At 57.4% G+C, this 23,353-nt stretch carries 20 protein-coding genes; 8 read left to right on the forward strand and 12 right to left on the reverse strand.

Translation table 11 applies throughout. The features are described from left to right. The 11 genes from eutG to maeB form a co-directional block, all read right to left on the reverse strand. The gene (eutG, locus tag OTG14_RS12465; RefSeq protein WP_267215137.1) at nt 1-1,188 is read right to left on the reverse strand and encodes an ethanolamine utilization ethanol dehydrogenase EutG; all 1,188 of its coding nucleotides are present in this window, start codon (nt 1,186-1,188) and stop codon (nt 1-3) included. Then, a complete protein-coding gene (gene eutJ / locus OTG14_RS12470) occupies nt 1,178-2,017 on the reverse strand; it encodes an ethanolamine utilization protein EutJ (protein WP_267215138.1) in 840 nt (279 codons plus the stop codon). Before eutJ ends, eutG begins: the two co-directional genes overlap by 11 nt. A gap of 12 nt (nt 2,018-2,029) precedes the next feature. Then, nucleotides 2,030-3,433 carry an aldehyde dehydrogenase family protein gene (locus OTG14_RS12475; protein WP_267215139.1) on the reverse strand — a complete coding sequence of 468 codons (1,404 nt, stop codon included), beginning with the start codon at nt 3,431-3,433 and terminating at the stop codon, nt 2,030-2,032. Between the two features lie 11 nt (nt 3,434-3,444). Beyond that, a complete protein-coding gene (eutN, locus tag OTG14_RS12480) occupies nt 3,445-3,732 on the reverse strand; it encodes an ethanolamine utilization microcompartment protein EutN (RefSeq protein WP_024907592.1) in 288 nt (95 codons plus the stop codon). A gap of 114 nt (nt 3,733-3,846) precedes the next feature. After that, nucleotides 3,847-4,140 carry an ethanolamine utilization microcompartment protein EutM gene (gene eutM / locus OTG14_RS12485; protein WP_003835054.1) on the reverse strand — a complete coding sequence of 98 codons (294 nt, stop codon included), beginning with the start codon at nt 4,138-4,140 and terminating at the stop codon, nt 3,847-3,849. Between the two features lie 40 nt (nt 4,141-4,180). After that, nucleotides 4,181-5,197 carry a phosphate acetyltransferase gene (gene pta / locus OTG14_RS12490; RefSeq protein ID WP_024907591.1) on the reverse strand — a complete coding sequence of 339 codons (1,017 nt, stop codon included), beginning with the start codon at nt 5,195-5,197 and terminating at the stop codon, nt 4,181-4,183. Further along, nucleotides 5,194-5,997 (reverse strand): ethanolamine utilization cob(I)yrinic acid a,c-diamide adenosyltransferase EutT, encoded by an 804-nt coding sequence (eutT, locus tag OTG14_RS12495; RefSeq protein ID WP_267215140.1) that lies wholly within the window; start codon nt 5,995-5,997, stop codon nt 5,194-5,196. Before eutT ends, pta begins: the two co-directional genes overlap by 4 nt. A gap of 9 nt (nt 5,998-6,006) precedes the next feature. Further along, nucleotides 6,007-6,711: an ethanolamine utilization acetate kinase EutQ gene (gene eutQ, locus OTG14_RS12500; protein ID WP_024907589.1), complete on the reverse strand. Its 705-nt coding sequence runs from the start codon at nt 6,709-6,711 to the stop codon at nt 6,007-6,009. Next, a complete protein-coding gene (gene eutP, locus OTG14_RS12505; RefSeq protein WP_032646741.1) occupies nt 6,689-7,168 on the reverse strand; it encodes an ethanolamine utilization acetate kinase EutP in 480 nt (159 codons plus the stop codon). Before eutP ends, eutQ begins: the two co-directional genes overlap by 23 nt. Before the next feature lie 12 nt (nt 7,169-7,180). Further along, nucleotides 7,181-7,516, reverse strand: a complete 336-nt coding sequence (gene eutS / locus OTG14_RS12510) for an ethanolamine utilization microcompartment protein EutS (protein WP_024907587.1) — start codon at nt 7,514-7,516, stop codon at nt 7,181-7,183. 160 nt (nt 7,517-7,676) lie between these two features. After that, nucleotides 7,677-9,956, reverse strand: coding sequence for an NADP-dependent oxaloacetate-decarboxylating malate dehydrogenase (gene maeB, locus OTG14_RS12515; protein WP_267215141.1), 2,280 nt, complete (start codon nt 9,954-9,956; stop codon nt 7,677-7,679). A 246-nt stretch (nt 9,957-10,202) separates the two neighbouring features. Here maeB and tal point away from each other — a divergent pair, with 246 nt between their 5' ends. Both tal and tkt read left to right on the forward strand, forming a co-directional pair. Next, nucleotides 10,203-11,153 carry a transaldolase gene (gene tal, locus OTG14_RS12520; protein ID WP_024907585.1) on the forward strand — a complete coding sequence of 317 codons (951 nt, stop codon included), beginning with the start codon at nt 10,203-10,205 and terminating at the stop codon, nt 11,151-11,153. Nucleotides 11,154-11,172: 19 nt separating this feature from the next. Further along, nucleotides 11,173-13,161 (forward strand): transketolase, encoded by a 1,989-nt coding sequence (gene tkt / locus OTG14_RS12525; protein ID WP_032646746.1) that lies wholly within the window; start codon nt 11,173-11,175, stop codon nt 13,159-13,161. 72 nt (nt 13,162-13,233) lie between these two features. Here the strand turns inward: tkt and OTG14_RS12530 are convergent, their stop codons facing one another. Further along, on the reverse strand, nt 13,234-13,566 hold the full coding sequence (locus OTG14_RS12530) for a tRNA-binding protein (protein WP_024907583.1): 333 nt from the start codon (nt 13,564-13,566) through the stop codon (nt 13,234-13,236). A 138-nt stretch (nt 13,567-13,704) separates the two neighbouring features. On the opposite strand from OTG14_RS12530, the gene ebgR reads away from it, so the two are divergent. The 6 genes from ebgR to ygjK all read left to right on the forward strand — a co-directional run bounded on the left by ebgR (nt 13,705) and on the right by ygjK (nt 23,314). Beyond that, nucleotides 13,705-14,688, forward strand: a complete 984-nt coding sequence (gene ebgR, locus OTG14_RS12535; RefSeq protein ID WP_267215142.1) for a transcriptional regulator EbgR — start codon at nt 13,705-13,707, stop codon at nt 14,686-14,688. A 146-nt stretch (nt 14,689-14,834) separates the two neighbouring features. After that, the gene (ebgA, locus tag OTG14_RS12540) at nt 14,835-17,918 is read left to right on the forward strand and encodes a beta-galactosidase subunit alpha (protein ID WP_267215143.1); all 3,084 of its coding nucleotides are present in this window, start codon (nt 14,835-14,837) and stop codon (nt 17,916-17,918) included. After that, the gene (locus tag OTG14_RS12545) at nt 17,915-18,364 is read left to right on the forward strand and encodes a beta-galactosidase subunit beta (protein WP_024907580.1); all 450 of its coding nucleotides are present in this window, start codon (nt 17,915-17,917) and stop codon (nt 18,362-18,364) included. Before ebgA ends, OTG14_RS12545 begins: the two co-directional genes overlap by 4 nt. Before the next feature lie 56 nt (nt 18,365-18,420). Beyond that, nucleotides 18,421-19,857, forward strand: a complete 1,437-nt coding sequence (locus OTG14_RS12550) for an amino acid permease (RefSeq protein WP_024907579.1) — start codon at nt 18,421-18,423, stop codon at nt 19,855-19,857. A gap of 38 nt (nt 19,858-19,895) precedes the next feature. Then, nucleotides 19,896-20,954 (forward strand): protein YgjJ, encoded by a 1,059-nt coding sequence (gene ygjJ, locus OTG14_RS12555; RefSeq protein WP_048989336.1) that lies wholly within the window; start codon nt 19,896-19,898, stop codon nt 20,952-20,954. Nucleotides 20,955-20,968: 14 nt separating this feature from the next. Continuing rightward, on the forward strand, nt 20,969-23,314 hold the full coding sequence (gene ygjK / locus OTG14_RS12560; protein WP_267215144.1) for an alpha-glucosidase: 2,346 nt from the start codon (nt 20,969-20,971) through the stop codon (nt 23,312-23,314). The last annotated feature ends 39 nt before the right edge of the window (nt 23,315-23,353 follow it).

The following is a 23,353-nucleotide window of genomic DNA, read 5'->3' on the forward strand; positions in this document are numbered from 1 at the left end:
TTATTGTGCCGTCGCATACAACGCGATAATGTCGGCCTGCGTGGCGGTGCGTGGGTTACTGCGAATACAAATATCCTCCAGCGCGGCATGCGCCCATGCGCTGTAATGCTCGGGCTTTGCCCCAACGTCAGAGAGTCGTTTTGTCTGGCCCACTTCACTAATCAACTCGCTGACGGCGTCGATGGCATCGCGATCGTCCGACCTCTTGTTAGTTAACGCCCGTCCGATATGACTGAAGCGCTCACGACACACCATGCGGTTGAACCCCATTACCGTGGGCAGCAGCATGGCGTTAGCCTGTCCGTGCGGGATATGCAGCGCAGCGCCCGGCTGGTGCGCCATCGCATGACACAAGCCCAGTCCCGCGCTGGAAAACGCCATTCCCGCCATGCAGGACGCCAGCAGCATGCTTTCCCGCGCCGCCAGATCCTGACCGTAGCCGACGGCCTTCGGCAGCGATTTACCGATCATCGCAATCGCGCCAATCGCCAGGCTGTCGGTAAACGGCGTCGCGTTCAGCGCGCTATATGCTTCAACGGCGTGCGTCAGCGCATCGATCCCGGTCATCGCCGTGACGTGTGCGGGCACACCTTCCGTCAGCGCGGCGTCAAGGATCGCCACATCCGGCATCAGCAGTGCGTGGGCCAGCACTTGTTTAAGTCCTGTCGCGGCGTCGATAATCACCGTGACGTTAGTGGTTTCTGAGCCTGTTCCGGCGGTAGTTGGCACCGCAATCAGCGGCAGACGCGCACGCAACACGCTGTGCTCCGTCATGTCAGCCAGCGTCTGCGTGGGGTTGGTCACCAGCAACGCGACTGCCTTTGCGGCATCCAGTACGGAACCGCCGCCGAAGGCCACAACGCTATCGCACTTCGATTCACGCAATTGCGCGACCGCCGCGCAGACGTCCGTAATGCACGGTTCGCCCGCCGGACATGGCCACAGCGTCATCGCCACGCCTTTCATCGCCAGGCTGCGCTCCAGTGCAGCGGTCATCCCCGCCTGATGCAGGAAACGATCAACCATGACGAACATATGCGTCAGTCCGCGCGCTTTTGCTTCCTGCCCACAGGTACTCAGCGCTCCCAGTCCACATAACGTAACCGGTGGAACGCTAAACGTTTTTACGCGTTGCAGATTCAGGGTATCGAATGCCTGAAAGAGCGCGGTCTGCAATTCAGCTTGCATAGATTCCTTCCGCTTTTTCTTTTCCGCTATTTGCAATCGCCAGCGGAGTCATAAACAGGCTGTGCTGGGGTAAATGCACCTGCAGCTTCGGGAAACGCTTACGGAACAGTTCATCAACGCCCGGCTGCATACAGGAGCCACCGGCCAGCCACAAGTCAGCGACGCCCTGTCCGGCTATATGGTGAGCCACGATTTCCGCCATCTTTTCGTAGACCGGCTTAACCACTGACCAGATTTCTTTGCCATTGCTGCGCTTGTACTGCTCGGCTTCCTCCAACTGGATGCGACGGTTCCCGGCGAGCGTCAGGGAAATATGGTGCCCGCCGGTCGCTTCATCGGCGGAATAGATCACTTTGCCCTGTTTAACAATGGCAATCCCGGTGGTACCGCCCCCGATATCCACCACGCCAGCGTTATCGAGCTGCAACAGGTCCGCCACCGCGGTCGGTTCGTCAAGCACATGACTCACTTCAAGTCCGGCAGACTCCAGCACGTTGATCGAAATGCGCCGGTCCGTTCCCGGTGGAAACGAGGTTGCCGCATGGGTAAAGCGGCAACCCAGCTGTTGTTCGAGCGTATCGAGATGGCGACGAACGAGGGTCACCGCGCCGAAGAAATCCCAGACGATGCCATCGCGCACGACATCGGCCCAGTCCAGGCAAACCGCAACCGGCTGTCCGTCACTGTCGACAACCATCGACACCACATCACAGGTTCCCAAATCAACGCCCAGCCACAGCGGCGAATCGCTCGCAGCAGGCGTCTGGTTACATAGCGCTGCCGCTTTTAGCAGCCTGGGTGTCAGCCAACGCTGTTCGTCGTGCGCCATCCCTTTTACTCCTTATACAATTCTGAAGGCGTCCACCAACACACAGCGACGCAGACGCACAAACGTGCGCGCGCTGGTCACCCCTTCCCCGGTTGGTGTGGTAATGGTCATCGTGGTCCAGCCTTCGCCGCCGAGCCCAAGCCCCGCAATACACGGTCCGTTCTTGACGAAAATGCTGGTATCAATGGCGTTTGCCATGCGGTTCATGTTGTCGATATTGCGCGAATGCATCGCCGCCGTATGGTGACAGCCGCCTTCAAGCTTGACCGCCAGTTCAATGGCCTCATCGACGCTGGCGACCCGCACGACAGGCAACACCGGCATCATCAATTCGGTGACGGCAAACGGATGCGTCGCTGAGGTTTCGACGAATAACAGCCGCGTTTGCTCTGGTACGGTCAGACCAATCGTCGCCGCGATTTTTCCTGCATCGCGACCTACCCAGTCACGACTGACCGTGCCTTTACCGCGCTCATCGATATTTTTCAGCAGCACAGGTTGCAGCTGTTCGGCCTGAGCCACAGTCAGTTTCACCGCATGCTGGCTTTCCATCAGGCGCATCAGTTCGTCGGCAACGCTATCCACGACGATCAGGACTTTTTCATCGGCGCAGATGATGTTGTTATCAAACGATGCGCCTTTGACGATCGACTGCGCCGCGCGGGCCAGGTCGGCCGTTTCATCCACCACCACCGGCGGGTTACCCGCACCGGCGGCAATCAGACGCTTGTTGGTGTGCTTACGCGCAGCATCCACTACGGCTTCACCGCCGGTTACCACCAGCAGGCCGATGCCTGGGTACTTGAACAGGCGCTGGGCGGTTTCGATATCCGGATTGGCAACGGTCACCAGCAGGTTTGCCGGGCCGCCTGCGGCAACAATCGCCTGGTTAAGCAGCGTAATGGCGCGCTGAGAGACTTTTTTTGCCGCAGGATGCGGGGCGAAGACCACGCTGTTGCCAGCGGCAATCAGGCTGATGGCGTTGTTGATAACAGTTGCGGCAGGGTTGGTAGACGGCGTCACCGAGGCCACCACGCCCCACGGCGCATTTTCAATCAGCGTCAGACCGTTATCGCCGGTCAGGACCTGTGGAGACAGGCATTCCACCCCCGGCGTACCGCGTGCCTGCGCCACGTTTTTGGCAAATTTATCGTCAACGCGTCCCATGCCGGTTTCTGTGACGGCAAGTTCCGCTAATTCTCTGGCGTGCTTTTCGCCCGCCTCGCGAAGAGCCGCGATAGCCAACTGACGCATGGCGACGCTTTTCAACCCCTGCTGGGCCAGTTTTGCTGCCGTCACTGCGTCATCCAGGGAGGCAAAAACGCCCATTTCTTGAACGGCACTGACGGGCTGGCTGCTGTCTTTCATTTTCAGCAGCACCGCTTTCACGACCTGTTCAATATCCTGTTGATTCATGATTTTCTGCCTTATTTATGGAAGATCACCTGGCCACCAGCCACCACTTCATCGACGATGCCAATCACGCACAGATCGACAGGTGATGATTCGTGACGGTGCGCCTGACGGGCTGAGCTGCCGCTGACCAGCAGCACCCACTCCCCGGTTCCCGCTCCGATGCTGTCGATAGCAACAGCACACTGGCCGTCGGGATTACCCTGGGCATCAATCATTTCCACCATCAGCAACTTGTCGTGCGCGAGCCCCTGATGGCGTACGGTACAAACAATTTGTCCTGTGACGATTGCCAGTTTCATACGCGCCTCCGTGGCATATTTCAGGTAAAACCTCCCCCTACCCTCCGCAGAAGGTAATGTGAAAAGGAGAGAGGGTGACGCCAGCAATGAAATTTGTGGCGTCACATGGACGACTTACATGTCGTTGCTGTCGCCTTTAAAGCTAATCGGGAACACTTCTTCCAGATCGCCATGCGGGCGCGGGATCACGTGTACGGAAACCAGCTCGCCAATACGCTGTGCAGCCGCAGCACCTGCGTCTGTTGCCGCTTTACATGCCGCTACGTCGCCGCGGACCATAGCAGTGACCAGACCGCCACCGATCTGCTTCACGCCAACCAGTTTCACACGTGCCGCTTTAACCATTGCGTCAGAAGCCTCAATCAGTGCAACCAGGCCCCGGGTTTCAATCATTCCTAATGCTTCCATTTTGCTTTCCTCTTAAGTCAAAGGGGTCCAGAACGGGACCTTATACAACCAGTGTGTGCGAGGCGTTTTCACGACTCACGTCAGTCTGGCGCGGCACAGCGGCCACCAACGCCAGTTCGATAATTTCCTGTACGCTACAGCCGCGAGAGAGGTCGTGAAGCGGTGCGGCAAGTCCCTGAATCAAGGGTCCAACGGCGCGATACCCTCCCAAACGCTGGGCAATTTTGTAGCCAATATTGCCTGCCTCCAGCGACGGGAAAACCATCACGTTGGCATTGCCCTTTAACGGACTGGCAGGCGCTTTTTGCGCGGCGACTTCCGGAACAAAGGCGGCATCAAATTGCAGTTCGCCATCCACGATAAGCTGCGGGGCACGCTCACGAACAATCTCCGTCGCCTGCTGCACGTTAGCGACGTTGGGATGGCGAGCGCTGCCATTACTTGAAAACGACAGCATGGCCACGCGCGGCTCTTCCCCCGTGATCCCCTGCCATGTCTGCGCGCTGGCAATCGCAATATCCGCCAGCTGTGCGGCGGTGGGCTGCGGCACGACGCTGCAATCGGCAAATCCTAATGACGGCCCGAGATACTGTGGCAGCATCAGGAAAATTGACGACAGCGTTTTACAGCCTGGCTGTAGCCCAATAATGCGCAAACCGGCGCGCAGCACGTTGGCCGTCGACGATAGATTGCCCGCAATACAGACGTCAGCTTTACCCGCGCTGACCATTGCCGCGGCGAACATCAGCGGATCGTTGAGTTTTTCCCGGGCATCCGCAGGCGTTTTATCTCCCGCGCGGGCCAACCAGCGCAGCGCAAACTCTTCACGCATTGGCAGGTTGCTTTGCGGATCGATAACCTGAATGCCATCCATCGCCACCCGGTGGCTGAGAGCAAACTGGCGCAGCGCAAACGGACTGGCGACGAGAATGGGACGCGCCAGACGGTGCTGATGCAGATAATTTGCCGCCTTCAGTACCCGAACATCCAGCGCATCCGGAAACACCACCCGTGCAGGTGAGCGGTGGGAGAGTTGACGAGCACGTTCAATGATCACGGTTTCTCCTCCAGTCGCTGTTGAATTTGGCTAACCGTCAGCGGGTGCTTCGCAACGCTCAGAATCATCATGACGTAGACCGTACTGGAAAGGCGGTTGAGCGCCTGCATGATGTCCGGTCGCATGACTTCAAAACTACGGGTGATGAAAACCTGGGCCGCCACCGTCTCCGTTTCACGGACTTTGGTACGCAGCAGATTAAGCAGCGCGCAATCATGTCCGTGACTGGCTTCAGGCACCAGATGGTCGTGGTCCAGATAGCGCAGCGGCTGATGCGAAAGGCGGTGTAAATCGTCGTCACTTAAGCCGACGATAGCTTGTGCTCCCAGCAGCTCGTCCATCGCATCGGCGCGCATAATGTTGCCCAGGCGCGAACGGATATCCGAAAGCCACGGCTGCCACGGTTGCCCAAGCTCTATCTGCAACCACACGGCCAGCGCGATGGTGCTGTCCAGCGCGGCGCGAAATCCCAGGCGCGGATCACTTTTGGCAACCATCTTGTTCGCCGTCAGATGCGTCAGCGTGTCAGGTTTCTTCGCCACCGGTTGATGACACAGTTCGCAGCTGGCCTGTGGATGCGTATCGCTGCTGGTTAACCCATGCACCGGCTGCGGCTGCTGGTCTTCGTCAGCAATAAACAGGCTGCCCTGCTCGTCGATAAACTTAATGCGCAGATGTCGGCTTTCCAGTAATTCCCGGGCAGACGGCGTCAGGCGAGCGTCAGCGGGGAGATGAATTTCAGCCCCTTCGCTGAGCGTATGATTCGCTCTGAGCCATGCTTCGGTAATGAAATCCTTCATACATCCGCCTTAGCAGGACTGCCAGTTCGCAGGCCAGGCCACATACAGAAACTTCACCGTCGAGGGCGTACCAAATTCGATGCTGGAGCCTTTCGGGATAAACATCACGTCCCCGGCTTTAGCAATCATGGTTTCACCTTCGTGACGAACGTGCAGCTCACCTTCCAGAATCATGTCGATTTCGTCGTAGTTCAGCGTCCATGGGAAAAAGGCGTTATCCCACTGCATGAACCCGGCGGCCATACTGCTGCCGTCCTGGTCGGTCACCAGATCGGTTAACCCCACACAGTGCGGCTGTGCGCCGTCAAAACGACCAAACTTCACGCTACTGCCGTCGATGACTTTGACGCCGCCTTTGCCAGTCACCGAGTTAAAGCTCGGCTGCATTCCGCCCTGCTCCAGCGACTGTTTCTCCTTCATGACTTTGTCCATCAGTTGGGCAACCAGGCTTTCGGTAAACTGTCCTTCCGGTAACTGTGCAATGATGGTTTCGCGAATGCGTTGGTTTTCCGTTTTGCCATCAATCACCGCAGCCGGTTTAGCAGCGGCTGCGCATGGCGTGGATTCATCGCATTCGCTGATGGTGACGCCCAGCAGCTCCGCAACTTCGCGCGCCTCCGGGGTGATGATGCTGGCGCGCAGAACAACTGACATTTCCTGTTCACCGCGTGCGTGGGCCGCACGAATATCGTTAGCTGTGATGAGTTTTTTCACCTGCCCTTTCCTCCTTTTGGCTGAGCTCAGTCAGATAATCCACCAGATGCTGCACGCTGCGCGGGTCATGGCTATTGAGCTCAAAAATCGGCTCCTGAAACCCCATCCCGCAAAGAAGTTGTTGCGTTGCGGCGACGTCGGCATCCGGCAGGTCCGTTTTGCTGATAACGGCGATTTGTCGTTTACTTGCGCCAATATCCAGCAGCCCGGCAGGTAAGCGACTTTCTTTATCATTTGCCGCATGTATATAAATCAACGTATCGACATCCTGCAGCGTAGTAATTAAGGCGTGATACCAGCGAGGATGGCTAAAATATTCCCCTGGCGTATCGATATCGCCATTCTCATTAAACTCCACGGCCTGTGTTTTTCTGGCGAGGGAATAATTTCCCTGTAGCGCATTAAAGAGCGTCGTTTTCCCCGCCCCCACCGTACCGACAAACGCAATACGTTTCATCGCCGCCTCAGATTAACTTTTTGTCAGATTGCACAATGTGAAATTTAATAACCGGCCCAGACCACTTACCGTCTGTAATAACGCTTCTTCTACCGCGCCTACCGAGCCGTAGATAACCAGCGCACCGCTGAATCGATCGAGAAAACCGATATGTACATCTGCCGCCTTCAGGGCTAAGTCACCGGCAATCATCGCCGTTTCCCCTGGCGTCAGCGTCATGATGCCGATGGCACCGGCTTCGGGAACGCCGATCTTTTTCGCCAGTTCCTCTCCGGGGTGCGCAATGAGATGCGCCAGCGTGACCTGTTTCCCCGGCACAAATTCCTGGATAATGCGTTCTTTTTCCATTGCTCACCGCCTCCTCTAAAACTGCCCTCATCGTGGCAATTTTTTGTCAGAGCAAATAACAAAATTCGGCAACCAGGTTTAAAAGGTGAAGTGGATCACTAAGAAAGGGAAAATAAAAAGGCGCGGGAGAAACCCGCGCCGGAAATAAATTAAAGTGATATTACAGCGGCTGCGTCTGCGCCTCAACCACCGCCAGCGCCACCATGTTCACGATACGACGCACGGAGGCAATCGGCGTTAACACGTGCACCGGTTTCGCCACGCCCATCAGCACCGGTCCTACGGTCACCCCTTCAGAGCTGGAGACGCGCAGCAGGTTATAGCTGATACGCGCCGCTTCCACGTTCGGCATAATCAGGATGTTAGCCGATCCCTTCAGCGGGCTGTCCGGCATACGTTCGTTACGGATGCTCTCCACCAGCGCCGCATCGCCGTGCATTTCCCCGTCAATCATCAGCTCCGGCGCGCGCTCGCGCACCAGCGCCAGCGTCTCACGCATTTTGCAGGCCGCCGCGGATTTAGACGAACCAAAGTTAGAGTGCGACAGCAGAGCCACCTTCGGCTCGATACCAAAGCGACGCACGGTCTCGGCGGCCATCACGGTGATCTCCGCCAGCTCGTCCGGGGTGGGATCGTCGTTAACGTAGGTATCGGCAATAAAGGTGTTGCCGCTTGGCAGCAGCAGCGCGTTCATCGCCCCGGCGGTATGGACGCCGTCGCGATAGCCAAAGATCTCCTGCACCACGCTAAAGTGCTCGTGGTAATCGCCGATGGTGCCGCAGATCAGCGCATCCGCCTCGCCGCGATGGACCATGATCGCGCCGATCACCGTCGTGTTGCTGATCACCGCTTTCTGCGCCTGCTCCTGAGTGATCCCCCGCCGTTTCATGATCGCGTAGTATTCGCTCCAGTACTCTTTGAAGCGCGGATCGGATTCGTTGTTGACGATCTCGAAGTCGACACCCGCCTTAATCTGCAGGCCCAGCTTCTGGATACGCATCTCAATCACGCTCGGACGACCAATCAGGATCGGTTTCGCCAGGCCTAAGGTGATCAACTCCTGGGTGGCGTGCAGCACGCGCGCCTCTTCCCCTTCCGCCAGCACTACGCGCTTCGCGTCGGCGCGCGCCTGGGAGAAGATCGGCTTCATGAACAGGTTGGTTTTATAGACAAACTCGGTGAGCTTATCGACGTAAGCGTCGAAATCGTGAATCGGACGCGTCGCCACGCCGGAGTCCATCGCCGCTTTGGCCACCGCGGGAGCAATTTTGACAATCAGACGCGGGTCGAACGGTTTTGGAATGATGTAGTCCGGGCCAAAGCTCAGATCCTGATCGCCGTACGCAGACGCGACCACTTCGCTCTGCTCGGCGTGCGCCAGCTCCGCGATGGCGTGAACGGCGGCCAGCTTCATCTCTTCGTTGATCGCCGTTGCGCCGACGTCCAGCGCACCGCGGAAGATGAACGGGAAGCAGAGCACGTTGTTGACCTGGTTCGGGTAGTCAGAACGACCGGTACAGATAATGGCGTCTTCACGCACCGCTTTCGCCAGTGGCGGCAGAATTTCCGGCTCCGGGTTCGCCAGGGCCAGGATCATTGGCGCACGCGCCATCTTCTTCACCATCTCCTGGGTCAGCACCTTCGGACCCGAGCAGCCGAGGAAGATATCCGCGCCGTCGATCACGTCGTCCAGGGTGCGTTTACCGTCGTCTTCCACCGCATAGGCCGCTTTGGTTTCAGCCATGTTCGGCTCGCGGTCTTTATAGATAACGCCTTTGGAGTCGCAGACCACAATGTTGTGTTTCTGCATACCCAGCGCCACCAGCAGGTTCATACAGGCGATGGCCGCGGCGCCTGCGCCAGAAACCACCATGCGCACGTCGGAGAGATTTTTCTCTACCACGCGCAGGCCGTTCAGAATCGCGGCGGTGCTGATAATCGCGGTCCCGTGCTGGTCATCATGGAACACGGGAATGTTCATACGCTCGCGCAGCTTCTGCTCGATATAGAAACATTCCGGCGCTTTGATGTCTTCCAGGTTAATCCCGCCGAAGGTCGGCTCCAGCGCGGCCACCACGTTGATGAATTTGTCAGGGTCGAGCTCATCCACCTCGATATCGAACACGTCGATACCGGCGAATTTCTTGAACAGTACCCCCTTCCCTTCCATCACCGGTTTACCGGCCAGCGCACCGATGTTGCCCAGCCCCAGCACCGCCGTGCCGTTAGAGATCACGGCGACAAGGTTGCCACGCGCGGTGTATTTGTAGGCCGCCAGCGGGTCTTTTTCAATTTCCAGACACGGGGCAGCTACGCCCGGCGAATAGGCCAGCGCCAGATCGCGCTGGGTTGCCAGCGGCTTGGTTGGGGAGACCTGGATTTTCCCCGGGACAGGAAACTCGTGAAAATCGAGGGCACTCTGTTTTAACTGATCGTCCATCTTGTTATTCCTTTTACGTATCGGTCAGATAGTATCGCCGCAGGACAGCGCATAAACTTTGAAGGCTGCCAAACTCTCACCATCACACATTAAAAATTGTTATCAATTTATAACAGCCATGTTACCCGTCTCAAAAGCAATGCCTCCCCCGTCTGCTATGCTTTTTTGTTAAGTCCATCATGATTTTTCCAGAAGTGTGAACTAACGCACTCAGCTAACGCTTTTATTTCCAAGGAGTAATCATTTATGAACCAGCTAGACGGCATCAAAAAATTCACCACCGTGGTTGCAGACAGCGGCGATATCGAGTCGATTCGCCACTATCAGCCGGAGGATGCGACCACCAACCCTTCGCTGCTGCTCAAAGCGGCCGGGCTTGCCCATTTTAGCCATCTGATTGATGACGCCATTGCCTACGGTAAACAGCGCGGGAAAACGCAGGAGCAGCAGGTCGCCGAAGCCAGCGACAAGCTGGCGGTTAATTTTGGTGCAGAAATTCTGAAAAGCATTCCGGGACGCGTCTCGACCGAAGTCGATGCCCGCCTCTCATTTGATAAAGAAAAAAGCATTAATAAGGCACGTCGTCTGGTGGAGCTCTACCAGGATCAGGGCATCGATAAATCGCGCATTCTGATCAAGCTCGCCTCCACCTGGGAAGGCATCCGTGCGGCAGAGGTGCTGGAAAAAGAGGGTATCCACTGCAACCTGACGCTGCTGTTCTCGTTTGCCCAGGCGCGCGCCTGCGCGGAAGCGGGCGTGTTCCTCGTCTCGCCGTTTGTCGGGCGCATCTACGACTGGTATCAGGCAAAACAGCCGATGGATCCGTACGTGGTGGATGAGGATCCGGGCGTGAAATCGGTCCGTAACATCTACGACTACTACAAACAGCACCGCTACGAAACCATCGTGATGGGGGCCAGCTTCCGCCGTACCGAGCAGATCCTCGCCCTGGCAGGCTGTGACCGTCTGACCATCTCCCCTAACCTGCTCCAGGAGCTACAGGACAAAGAAGAGACGGTGATCCGTAAGCTGGTGCCCACCTCTACCGTTCTGCCAAAACCGAAAACCATGACCGAAGCGGAGTTCCGCTGGGAGCACAACCAGGACGCGATGGCTGTGGAAAAACTGGCGGAAGGTATCCGCCTGTTCGCCGTCGACCAGCGCAAACTTGAAGACCTTCTCGCCGCCAAACTTTAACCTTGCCACGGAGTGAACTATGTCCCGTAAAGAGCTCGCCAATGCCATCCGCGCCCTCAGCATGGATGCCGTGCAGAAAGCCAATTCCGGCCACCCCGGCGCACCGATGGGCATGGCCGATATTGCCGAAGTGCTGTGGAACGACTTCCTGAAGCACAACCCGAATGACCCCACCTGGTACGATCGCGACCGCTTTATTCTCTCCAACGGTCACGCCTCAATGCTGCTCTACAGCCTGCTGCACCTTTCCGGCTACGATCTGCCGCTTGAGGAGCTGAAAAACTTCCGTCAGCTGCACTCCAAAACCCCTGGGCACCCGGAGATTGGCTATACGCCGGGCGTGGAGACCACCACCGGGCCGCTCGGTCAGGGGCTGGCCAATGCGGTCGGGCTGGCGATTGCCGAGCGTACGCTGGCGGCACAGTTTAACCAGCCGGACCACGAGATTGTCGATCACTACACCTACGTGTTTATGGGTGACGGCTGCCTGATGGAGGGGATATCCCACGAGGTCTGCTCCCTGGCGGGCACGCTGGGGCTCGGCAAGCTGATCGGGTTCTACGATCACAACGGCATCTCCATCGACGGGGAGACCGAGGGCTGGTTTACCGACGACACGGCAAAACGCTTCGAGGCCTACCACTGGCACGTGGTGCATGAGATTGACGGTCACGACCCTGAGGCGGTGAAAAAAGCGATTCAGGAAGCGCAGAGCGTGAAGGACAAACCGTCCCTGATTATCTGCCGCACGGTCATCGGCTTCGGCTCGCCGAACAAGGCGGGCAAAGAGGAGGCGCACGGTGCGGCGCTGGGCGAGGAGGAAGTGGCGCTGACCCGGCAGAAGCTGGGCTGGAAATACCCGCCGTTTGAGATCCCAAAAGAGATCTACAGAGCCTGGGATGCCCGTGAAGACGGAGAGAAAGCCCAGCACGCCTGGAACGAGAAGTTTGCCGCTTATAAAAAAGCGCACCCGGAGCTGGCCGCCGAGTTCTCCCGCCGCATGAGCGGCGGTCTGCCGGAAGACTGGGACGATAAAACCCAGGCGCTGATTGAAAACCTGCAGTCCAACCCGGCGAAAATCGCCACCCGTAAGGCGTCGCAAAATACCCTGAACGCAATCGGCCCTATTCTGCCCGAACTGCTCGGCGGCTCGGCGGACCTGGCGCCAAGCAACCTGACGATCTGGTCCGGCTCGAAATCGCTGAAAGAGGACATTGCCGGGAACTATATCCACTACGGCGTGCGCGAGTTCGGGATGACCGCCATTGCCAACGGCATCGCCCATCACGGTGGGTTTGTGCCGTACACCGCCACCTTCCTGATGTTCGTCGAGTACGCCCGTAACGCGGCGCGCATGGCGGCGCTGATGAAGGCGCGGCAGATTATGGTCTATACCCACGACTCCATCGGTCTGGGAGAAGACGGCCCCACCCACCAGGCGGTTGAACAGCTGGCTAGCCTGCGCCTGACGCCAAACTTCAGCACCTGGCGTCCGTGCGATCAGGTCGAAGCGGCAGTGGGCTGGAAGCTGGCGGTAGAACGCCATAACGGCCCAACGGCATTAATTCTGTCCCGCCAGAATCTGGCGCAGATTGAACGCACGCCGGAACAGGTGAAAAACATCGCCCGCGGCGGCTACATTCTGAAGGACAGCGGCGGCAAGCCGGACGTGATCCTGATTGCGACCGGTTCCGAGGTGGAAATCACGGTGAAAGCGGCGGAAAAACTGACCGCCGAAGGCCACGCGGTGCGCGTGGTATCCCTGCCTTCTACGGATATTTTTGACGCTCAGGACGAGGCGTACCGGGAGTCGGTGCTGCCCTCTAACGTCGCGGCGCGCGTGGCGGTGGAGGCCGGTATCGCCGACTACTGGTACAAGTATGTCGGGCTCAAAGGGGCGATTGTGGGCATGCGGGGCTACGGTGAGTCCGCCCCTGCCGATAAGCTGTTCCCGTACTTCGGCTTTACCGTTGAGAACGTGGTGGAGAAGGCGCTGAGCGTGCTGTAGTGCGGTCTGCGTTGCCGGGTGGCGCTGTCGCTTACCCGGCCTGGAAAATCGGGTGGCATTGCCACCCTTTTTTTATACCACCCGGACACCCGCCGCCATCGCCCGCTCCGGCGTTAACAACACGCTTTCACTGGCGTCATCGGTTTCCGCGCAGAGCAGCATGCATTCAGACGTTTCGCCGCGCATCTTCGCTTTCGCCAGATTACACAGCACCACCACCGTTTTTCCCATAAGCTCTTCTTCCCGGTAATACGGCACCAGGCTGGTGACGGTTTGCAGCGTTTTTCCGCCCACATCAATCTGCGCGATATAGAGTTTGTCTGCGTTGGCGTGGCGCTTAACGTCCACAATCGTCCCCACGCGGATCTCCAGCTTTGCAAAGTCATCGTAAGCTATCGTGTCCATACTCTCTCCTTGGTAAAGTTTTACTAAATACTAGCACGCTATTTGCCGGAAGCAATGGGCAGGATATTTAGTAAAAACGGATGCATGTCCTGATTCATCCTTTACAATGGGTCATCACGTGGGGGAATAAGGACAAACATGGCTACGCTCAAAGACATCGCGACGGAGGCTGGCGTTTCGCTGGCGACGGTATCCCGGGTTTTAAACGATGACCCAACGTTGAACGTAAAAGAAGAGACCAAGCACCGCATTCTGGAGATTGCGGAAAAGCTGGAATACAAAAGCACAACGTCCCGCAAAATGCAGTCTGCCGCGGTGGGTCAGCAGCACATTCTGGCGCTCTACAGCTACCAGCAAGAGCTGGAGATTAACGACCCTTACTACCTTGCCATCCGCCACGGTATTGAGACACAGTGTGAAAAGCTGGGCGTCGAGCTGAGCAACTGTTACGCCAATGCCACCCTGCCAGAGAGTAAAAAACTTACCGGCGTACTGATTGTGGGCAAACCTTCTTCAGCAACTCGCCGTAGCGCAATGGCCCTGACGGACAACGTCTGCTTTATCGATTTTCACGAGCCCGGCAGCGCGTTCGATTCCGTCGACATTGACCTCTCGCGCATCAGCAAGCAGATCGTTGATTTCTTCATTGATCAGGGCGTTAAGCGCATTGGCTTTATCGGCGGGGAAGATGAGCCCGGCAAAGCCGATATCCGCGAAGCCGCTTTTGTCGAGTATGGTCGCCTGAAAGGGGTGGTGTCAGAACAGGATATCTGGCGCGGCGGTTTTTCCAGCTCATCCGGATACGAACTGGCAAAAACTATGCTGGCTCAGACAAGCTGGCCTACCGCCCTGTTTGTGGCCTCTGATTCGATAGCCATCGGCGTCTTGCGCGCTATCCATGAAAAAGGGCTGGCGATCCCGGAGGACATTTCGCTCATTAGCGTGAACGATATCCCAACCGCCCGCTTCACCTTCCCGCCGCTCTCTACCGTACGCATCCACTCGGAAATGATGGGCAGCCAGGGGGTTAATCTACTGCTGGAAAAATCCCGCGACGGCCGGACGCTGCCGCTTCAGGTTTTCGTGCCGAGCGTGCTGAAACTGCGCGGCACCACCCGCTAATTCCCCTCGTTTAACACACTGCCGGGCATGCCCGGCATTTTTTTATTTCGTGATCGAGTTAAAGCAAATCAATTTTACTGATTTTATTTAGTAAAATATTTACTAAAATCTCCAGCAATGATGTTTACCCCCTACAGGGAGATCGCATGAATCGCTGGGAAAATATTCAACTCACGCATGAGAACCGGCTTGCGCCGCGTGCATACTTCTTCTCTTACGACACCGTCGCGCAGGCTCGCACCTTTGCCCGCGAGGCCAGCAGCCGCTTTCTGTCTCTGAGCGGTAAGTGGAACTTTCGCTTTTTCACCCACCCCCTTCTGGTGCCGGAAAACTTTACCTCTGAGTATATGGCCGACTGGGGCGACATTACCGTACCCGCCATGTGGCAGATGGAAGGTCACGGCCAGCTGCAGTACACCGACGAAGGCTTCCCCTTCCCGGTCGACGTGCCGTGGGTGCCTACAGACAATCCGACCGGGGCGTATCAGCGCCACTTCACGCTATCGGACGGCTGGCAGGGGAAGCAGACCCTCATCAAGTTTGACGGCGTCGAAACCTATTTCGAAGTCTACGTGAATGGTCACTACATTGGCTTTAGCAAGGGCAGCCGGCTGACCGCCGAGTTTGATATCAGCCACGCAGTGCACGGTGGGCAAAACCTGCTGTGCGTGCGGGTGCTGCAGTGGGCGGATTCGACCTACATTGAGGATCAGGACATGTGGTGGACGGCCGGCATTTTCCGCGACGTCTATCTGATCGGCAAAAATCCCACTCACGTGCGCGACGTCACGATCAAAACCACCTTTGACGAGGCATGGAAAGACGCCACCCTTTTCTGTCAGCTTGAGCTGGAAAACCTGGCCCCGCACGCATCCGCCGTGTCGCTGGAGTATGCCCTGTATGATGGCGAAGCAGCGATCCATCAGGGCACTACCGACAGCCTGACCGTGACCCGCAGCGCGGAAACCGCCTTTAGCATTGAGGTCAAACAGCCTCAGCAGTGGTCTGCGGAATCGCCCTACCTCTACCATCTGGTCGTAACGCTCAAAGATGAACACGGACAGACGCTGGAGGTTATCCCTCAGCGCATTGGGTTCCGCGACATCAAGGTGCGAGACGGCCTGTTCTACGTGAACAACCGCTACCTGAAGCTGCACGGCGTAAACCGTCACGACAACGATCACCAGAAGGGCCGCGCCGTGGGCATGGATCGCGTCGAGCGCGACCTGATCCTGATGAAGCAGCACAACATCAATTCAGTGCGCACCGCCCACTACCCCAACGATCCGCGCTTCTACGAGCTGTGCGACCTCTACGGCCTGTTCGTCATGGCGGAGACGGATGTGGAATCCCACGGCTTTGCCAACGTCGGCGACCTGAGCCGCATCACGGACGATCCGGTGTGGGAACATGTCTACGTTGAGCGCATCAAGCGCCATATTCACGCCCAGAAAAACCACCCTTCCATCATCATCTGGTCGCTTGGAAACGAGTCCGGCTACGGCTGCAATATTCGCGCCATGGCCCGGGCTGCAAAGGCGCTGGACGACACGCGCCTGCTGCATTACGAAGAAGATCGCGACGCCGAGGTGGTGGATATCATCTCCACCATGTACACCCGCGTGCCGCTGATGAACCTGTTCGGCGAGTATCCCCACGCCAAACCGCGCGTTATCTGCGAATACGCCCACGCGATGGGCAACGGCCCCGGCGGTCTGAGCGAGTATCAAAACGTCTTCGATCGCCACGACTGCATTCAGGGCCACTACGTCTGGGAGTGGTGCGACCACGGTATTCAGGCGGCAGATGCCAGCGGCAATACGTATTACGCCTACGGCGGCGACTTTGGTGACTATCCGAATAACTACAACTTCTGCCTCGACGGGCTGATCTACTCCGATCAAACGCCGGGTCCGGGGCTGCGCGAATATAAGCAGGTGATTGCCCCGGTCAAACTGCGCTGGCAGAACGGCGAGCTGCACGTTGAAAACCGCTTCTGGTTCACCAGCCTGGACGATTACACCCTGCTCGTTGAGGTGCGTGCCGAAGGTGAAACCCTGCACAGCCAGCCGCTGACAATTACCGGGCTGGCCCCCAACAGCACCCGCAGCGTGAGCCTGAACCTGCCCGAACTCGACGAGCGCGAAACGTTCCTGACCGTGCGCATCAGCAAAAACAGCCGCACGCGCTACAGCGAAGCGGGGCACGAGATTGCGGTGTATCAGTTCCCGCTAAAAGCGTGCACGGCTCACGTCACGCCGTTTAGTAACGCCAACGCCACACCGCTGCGGCTGGCAGAAGACCGTCTGAACTGTACCGTGATCGGGCATAACTTCCGCGCACGCTTCTCAAAAGTGACGGGGAAACTCTGCTCCTGGCTGGTTAACGGTGAGGAAAACATCACCCGTGAACCGAAGATTAACTTTTTCAAACCGATGATCGATAACCACAAGCAGGAGTATGAGGGGCTGTGGCAACCCAACCATCTGCAGATTATGCAGGAGCACCTGCGCGGTTTTGAGGTCGAGCAGCAGGACGATGCGATCGTCATTACCACCCGCACGCTGATTGCCCCGCCGGTGTTTGATTTTGGTATGCGCTGCACCTATCGCTGGCGCATTGCCGCCGACGGGCAAATTAACGTTGAGCTGAGCGGTGAACGCTACGGTGATTATCCGCACATTATCCCGTGCATCGGATTTACCCTCGGCATCAACGGTGAATTCGACCAGGTGAGCTACTACGGACGCGGACCCGGTGAGAACTACCCGGACAGCCAGCAGGCCAGCACCATAGACCTGTGGCACACCACGGTGGACGAAATGTTCGAAAACTACCCGTTCCCGCAGAACAACGGCAACCGTCAGCAGGTGCGCTGGGCAACGCTCGCCAGCCGTCACGGCAGCGGCCTGCTGGTGATGCCTGAGCAGCCCATCCATTTCAGCGCCTGGCACTACACGGCAGAGAACATCCACGCCGCGCAGCACTGCAACGAACTGCGTCGCAGCGAGGACATCACCCTCAATCTCGACCATCAGGTACTGGGCTTAGGCTCTAACTCCTGGGGAAGCGAAGTGCTGGATACCTGGCGCGTCTGGTTCAGGCCGTTCCGCTACGGCTTCACCCTGCTCCCGCTGGAAGGCGGACACACCGCCGCGCAGGCACTGGCGCGCCATCGGTTCGGCAGCGGTTTCTTCTCCATGAATTCGCACAGCGAGGCAGAAAAATGATCGTTCTCGACAGCCTGGAACAGTTCCAGCAGCGTTATCGCACGGGCCGCAAATGGCAGCGCTGCACAGAGGCCATTAATAACATCGACCACATCCAGCCCGGCGTTGCCCACTCGATTGGCGACTCTCTGGCCTACCGCGTGACCAATGATGCCAGCACCGACGCGCTGTTCGTCGGCCATCGCCGCTATTTCGAGGTGCATTACTACCTGCAGGGCGCGCAGAAAATTGAGTACGCCGCAAAAGACGCCCTTCAGCTTGTGGAGTGCTACCGGGATGAAACCGACCGCGAATACCTGAAAGGCGTGGGCCATACCGAACAGGTGCGGGAGGGACAGATCGTGATATGTGAAAACCACGAGGCGTATCGCTTTATCAGCGAAACGCCAGCCAAAAAAGTCGTCCTCTATGTGACCATCGAAGACGGTTATTTCCATAACAAATAAAAAATCCAGCGGTGCCAATGAAGCACCGCTATCCTCCTCGTACCCGGAGATAGGTTATGTCTGAAACTACCAAGCGTAATACCATCGGCAAATTCGGCCTGCTGTCGCTGACGTTTGCCGCCGTATTCAGTTTTAACAACGTGATTAATAACAACATCGAGCTGGGGCTGGCCTCCGCGCCGATGTTCTTTTTAGCCACCCTGTTCTACTTTATTCCTTTCTGCTTAATCATCGCGGAGTTTGTCTCCCTGAATAAAAACTCCGAAGCGGGCGTGTACGCCTGGGTGAAAAGCTCGCTGGGCGGGCGCTGGGCGTTTATTACCGCCTACACCTACTGGTTCGTGAACCTGTTTTTCTTCACCTCGTTATTACCGCGCGTCATCGCCTACGCCTCTTACGCCTTTTTGGGCTATGAGTACATTCTTACGCCGTTTGCCACCACGGTACTGAGCATGGTGCTGTTCGCCTTCTCGACCTGGGTGTCCACCAACGGGGCGAAGATGCTGGGGCCGATCACGTCGGTGACCTCAACGCTCATGCTGCTGTTGACCCTCTCCTATATTCTTCTGGCCGGCGCGGCGCTGGTGGGCGGCGTGCAGCCAGCCGACCCGATTACCGTTGACGCGATGATCCCCAACTTCAACTGGGCCTTCCTCGGCATCACCACCTGGATATTTATGGCCGCCGGGGGCGCAGAGTCCGTTGCGGTATACGTTAACGACGTGAAGGGCGGCTCAAAATCCTTTGTCAGGGTGATCATTCTGGCGGGGATTTTCATCGGCGTGCTCTACTCCATCTCCTCGGTGCTGATTAACGTCTTTATCAGCAGCAAAGAGCTGAAATTCACCGGTGGTTCGGTACAGGTGTTCCACGGCCTGGCGGTATGGTTTGGCCTGCCGGAAGTGCTGATGAACCGCTTCGTCGGCCTGGTCTCCTTTACCGCGATGTTCGGCTCCCTGCTGATGTGGACGGCAACCCCGGTCAAAATCTTCTTTTCTGAAATCCCGAGCGGCATCTTTGGGCCAAAAACCGTGGCGCTGAACGAGAACGGCGTACCGGCGCGGGCGGCGTGGATCCAGTATCTGATCGTCATTCCGCTCATGATTATCCCAACTATGGGGTCGAATACCGCGCAGGAGCTGATGAATACCGTCATTAATATGACCGCCGCCGCGTCAATGTTACCGCCGCTGTTCATTATGCTGGCCTACCTGAACCTGCGCCGTAAGCTCGATCATCTCCCGCGCGACTTCAAAATGGGCTCACGCACCACGGGCATGGTAGTGGTGTCGATGCTGATTGTGATTTTTGCCATCGGCTTTGTGGCCTCAACTTTCCCCACCGGTGCCAATATTCTGACGATTATTTTCTATAACGTCGGGGGCATTGTGTTATTCCTCGGATTTGCCTGGTGGAAATACAGCAAATACGTCAAGGGATTATCAAAAGAACAACAACAAACAGAAGCGTCACCTGCCTCAAATCTTCACTAACGCTGAAGACATGGATATTTTTTCACTGGGATGAGTGCATGAAAATTAAAGAGAAAACAATTGGGGCACTCGCTGCCCTCTCTTTCTGCTGCCCGGCATTTGCCGCAGAAGAAGCCCGACCCGCTGAACATGACGATACCCGAACCCCGGAAATTACCTCTCCGTCGTTTCGTTTTTATGGCGAGCTGGGGGTTGGCGGATATATGGATTTAGAAGGTCAGAATAAACATAAATACAGTGACGGCACCTACATTGAGAGTGGTCTGGAAATGAAATACGGGCACTGGTTCGGCCTGATTTACGGCGAGGGCTGGACCGTACAGGCTGACCATCAGGGGAACGCCTGGGTGCCCGACCACAGCTGGGGCGGATTCGAAGGTGGGCTTAACCGCTTTTACGGCGGCTACAAAACCGACGGCAACACCGAGATCATGCTCAGCCTGCGTCAGGACTCCTCCCTTGATGACCTGCAGTGGTGGGGAGATTTCACGCCCGATCTGGGCTACGTGATCCCCAACACTCGCGACATTATGTACGCGCTCAAGGTACAAAACCGCTCCGGGAACCTGCGCTACAGCGTCACCGCCACGCCTGCGGGGCACCATGACGAGAGCAAAGCCTGGCTGCATTTTGGTAAATACGATCGCTATGACGATAAGTATACCTATCCGGCGATGGCGAACGGCTATATCCAGTATGACATCGTCAAAGATGTCACCTGGATGAACGGACTTGAGGTCACCGACGGCACGGGACAACTGTTTCTGACCGGCATTCTGTCGCCCAACCTGGCAGCGCGCGCCTGGCATCACACCGGACGCGCCAGCGGCAAGGACGTCTCCGGGACTGAAACCGGCTATATGGTCAGCGCCATGGTTGAAGCGTTAAAAGGCGTCTATCTCTCCACCGCTTACAGCTACGCAAAGCATCGCCCGGACAATGCCGCCGATGAAACGACCTCATTTATGCAGTTCGGCATCTGGTATGAGTACGGCGGTGGACGCTTTGCCACCGCAGCCGACAGCCGTTTCTATATGCAAAATGCCTCCGGCGACCCGAGCGACCAGGTCTTCCTGATGCAATACGTCTACTGGTAAAAGGATCTTCCAATATGAAACTCAGCCTTACACCGCTGGCCTGCGCGCTGGCGCTCAGCTTTTCGGCTCACGCCACCGCTCCTGCTGATTTTAAAAACGTCATCAACCGTACCGGTGCGCCGGAATACATGCACGATTTCGACGCTGACGACCACCAGCGGTTTAATCCCTTTTTCGATCTGGGTGCCTGGCATGGTCATTTGCTGCCGAACGGGCCGCAGACCCAGGGAGGATTTCCCGGCGTAGCGCTGCTCACCGAAGAGTACATCAACTTTATGGCGACCAATTTCGATCGCCTGAATGTGTATCAGAACGGCAAAAAAATCGATTTTACCCTTGAGGCTTACAGCCTTCCCGGCGCGCTGGTGCAAAAGCTGAGCGCGAAAGATGTGCAGATCGTGATGACGCTGCGCTTTGCCACCGCGCGCACCTCGCTGCTGGAGACCCGCATCACCAGCAAGGCACCGCTGGAACTGGTGTGGGACGGCGAACTGCTGGAGAAGCTGGAGGCCAAAGAGGGCAAACCGCTGTCGGATAAGACCATCGACAGCGCGTATCCGGATTACCAGCGCAGGCTGGTCCCCACCCGTGACGGCCTGAAAGTGACCTTTGGCAAAGTGCGCTCCACCTGGGATCTTCTGACCTCCGGCAGTTCCGAATATCAGGTGCATAAATCCCTCCCCGTCGAGACCACCGTCGACGGGCATCGCTTTACCAGCCGGGCACACATTACCGGCAGCACCACGCTGTATACCACCTACTCCCATCTGCTGAATGCCGATGAGGTGAAGCGCGAGCAGGTGCAGATCCGCGATATTCTGGCGCGCCCGGCCGCTTATATGACGGCCTCGGAGCAGCGCTGGGAGGGCTATTTGCAGAAAGGGTTAACTAACCCTAACGCCACGCCAGAGCAAACCCGCGTGGCGGTGAAGGCCATCGAGACGCTGAACGGCAACTGGCGCTCGCCGGGCGGCGCGGTACGCTATAACACGGTGACGCCATCCGTCACCGGACGGTGGTTCTCCGGCAACCAGACCTGGCCCTGGGATACCTGGAAACAGGCGTTTGCCATGTCGCATTTCAATCCGGATATCGCCAAAGAGAACATTCGCGCGGTCTTCTCCTGGCAAATCAAACCCGACGATCCGGTACGCCCGCAGGATGCCGGCTTTGTGCCGGATCTCATCGCCTGGAACCTGAGCCCGGAACGCGGCGGCGACGGCGGCAACTGGAATGAGCGCAATACTAAACCGAGCCTGGCAGCGTGGTCGGTGATGGAGGTATATAACACCACGCAGGATAAAGCCTGGCTGGCAGAAATGTACCCTAAACTGGTGGCCTACCACGACTGGTGGCTGCGCAACCGCGACCATAACGGCAACGGCGTGCCGGAGTACGGCGCGACGCGTGACAAAGCCCATAACACCGCCAGCGGGGAGATGCTCTTTACGGTCAAAAAAGGTGATAAAGAGGAATCGCTTTCCGGCCTGAACAACTATGCCCGGGTGATCGACAAGGGCCATTACGACAGTCTGGAGATCCCGGCGCAGGTTGCGGCCTCGTGGGAATCAGGCCGCGATGACGCCGCCGTATTCGGTTTTATCGATAAAGCCCAGCTGGATAACTACGTCGAAAACGGCGGCAAGCGCAGCGACTGGACGGTGAAGTTTGCTGAAAATCGCGATAATGAGGGCAAGCTGCTGGGCTATTCGCTGCTGCAGGAGTCCGTCGACCAGGCGAGCTACATGTACAGCGACAATCACTATCTGGCGCAGATGGCGAGCCTGCTGGGTAAAGAGCAGGAGGCCAGCCGCTACCGCCAGCTGGCGGATAAGCTCGCGACCTACATCAATACCTGTATGTTCGACGCGAAGAGCGGTTTTTACTATGACATCCGTATCGAGGATAAACCGCTGGCGAACGGCTGCGCAGGCACCCCTATCGTCGCGCGCGGTAAAGGACCGGAAGGCTGGTCGCCGCTGTTTAACGGTGCGGCAACACAGGCGCATGCGGATGCCGTGGTGAAGGTGATGCTGGATCCGAAAGAGTTCAACACGTATGTGCCGCTCGGGACTGCAGCGCTAACCAACCCGGCCTTTGGTCCGGATATCTACTGGCGTGGCCGGGTGTGGGTCGACCAGTTCTGGTTTGGGCTGAAAGGGATGGAACGCTATGGCTACCGGGAGCAGGCTCAAACGCTGGCAGAAAACTTCTTTAAGCACGCGAAGGGGTTAACGTCCGACGGCCCGATTCAGGAAAACTACAACCCGCTGACCGGTGCGCAGCAGGGCGCACCTAACTTCTCCTGGAGCGCGGCGCATCTTTACATGCTGTATAACGACTTTTTCCGTAAACAGTAACGAGGGTGCGGTCTGCTTTGCCGGGTGGCGCTGGCGCTT

The sequence above is a fragment of the Enterobacter pseudoroggenkampii genome (assembly GCF_026420145.1).
Lineage (GTDB): Bacteria > Pseudomonadota > Gammaproteobacteria > Enterobacterales > Enterobacteriaceae > Enterobacter > Enterobacter pseudoroggenkampii.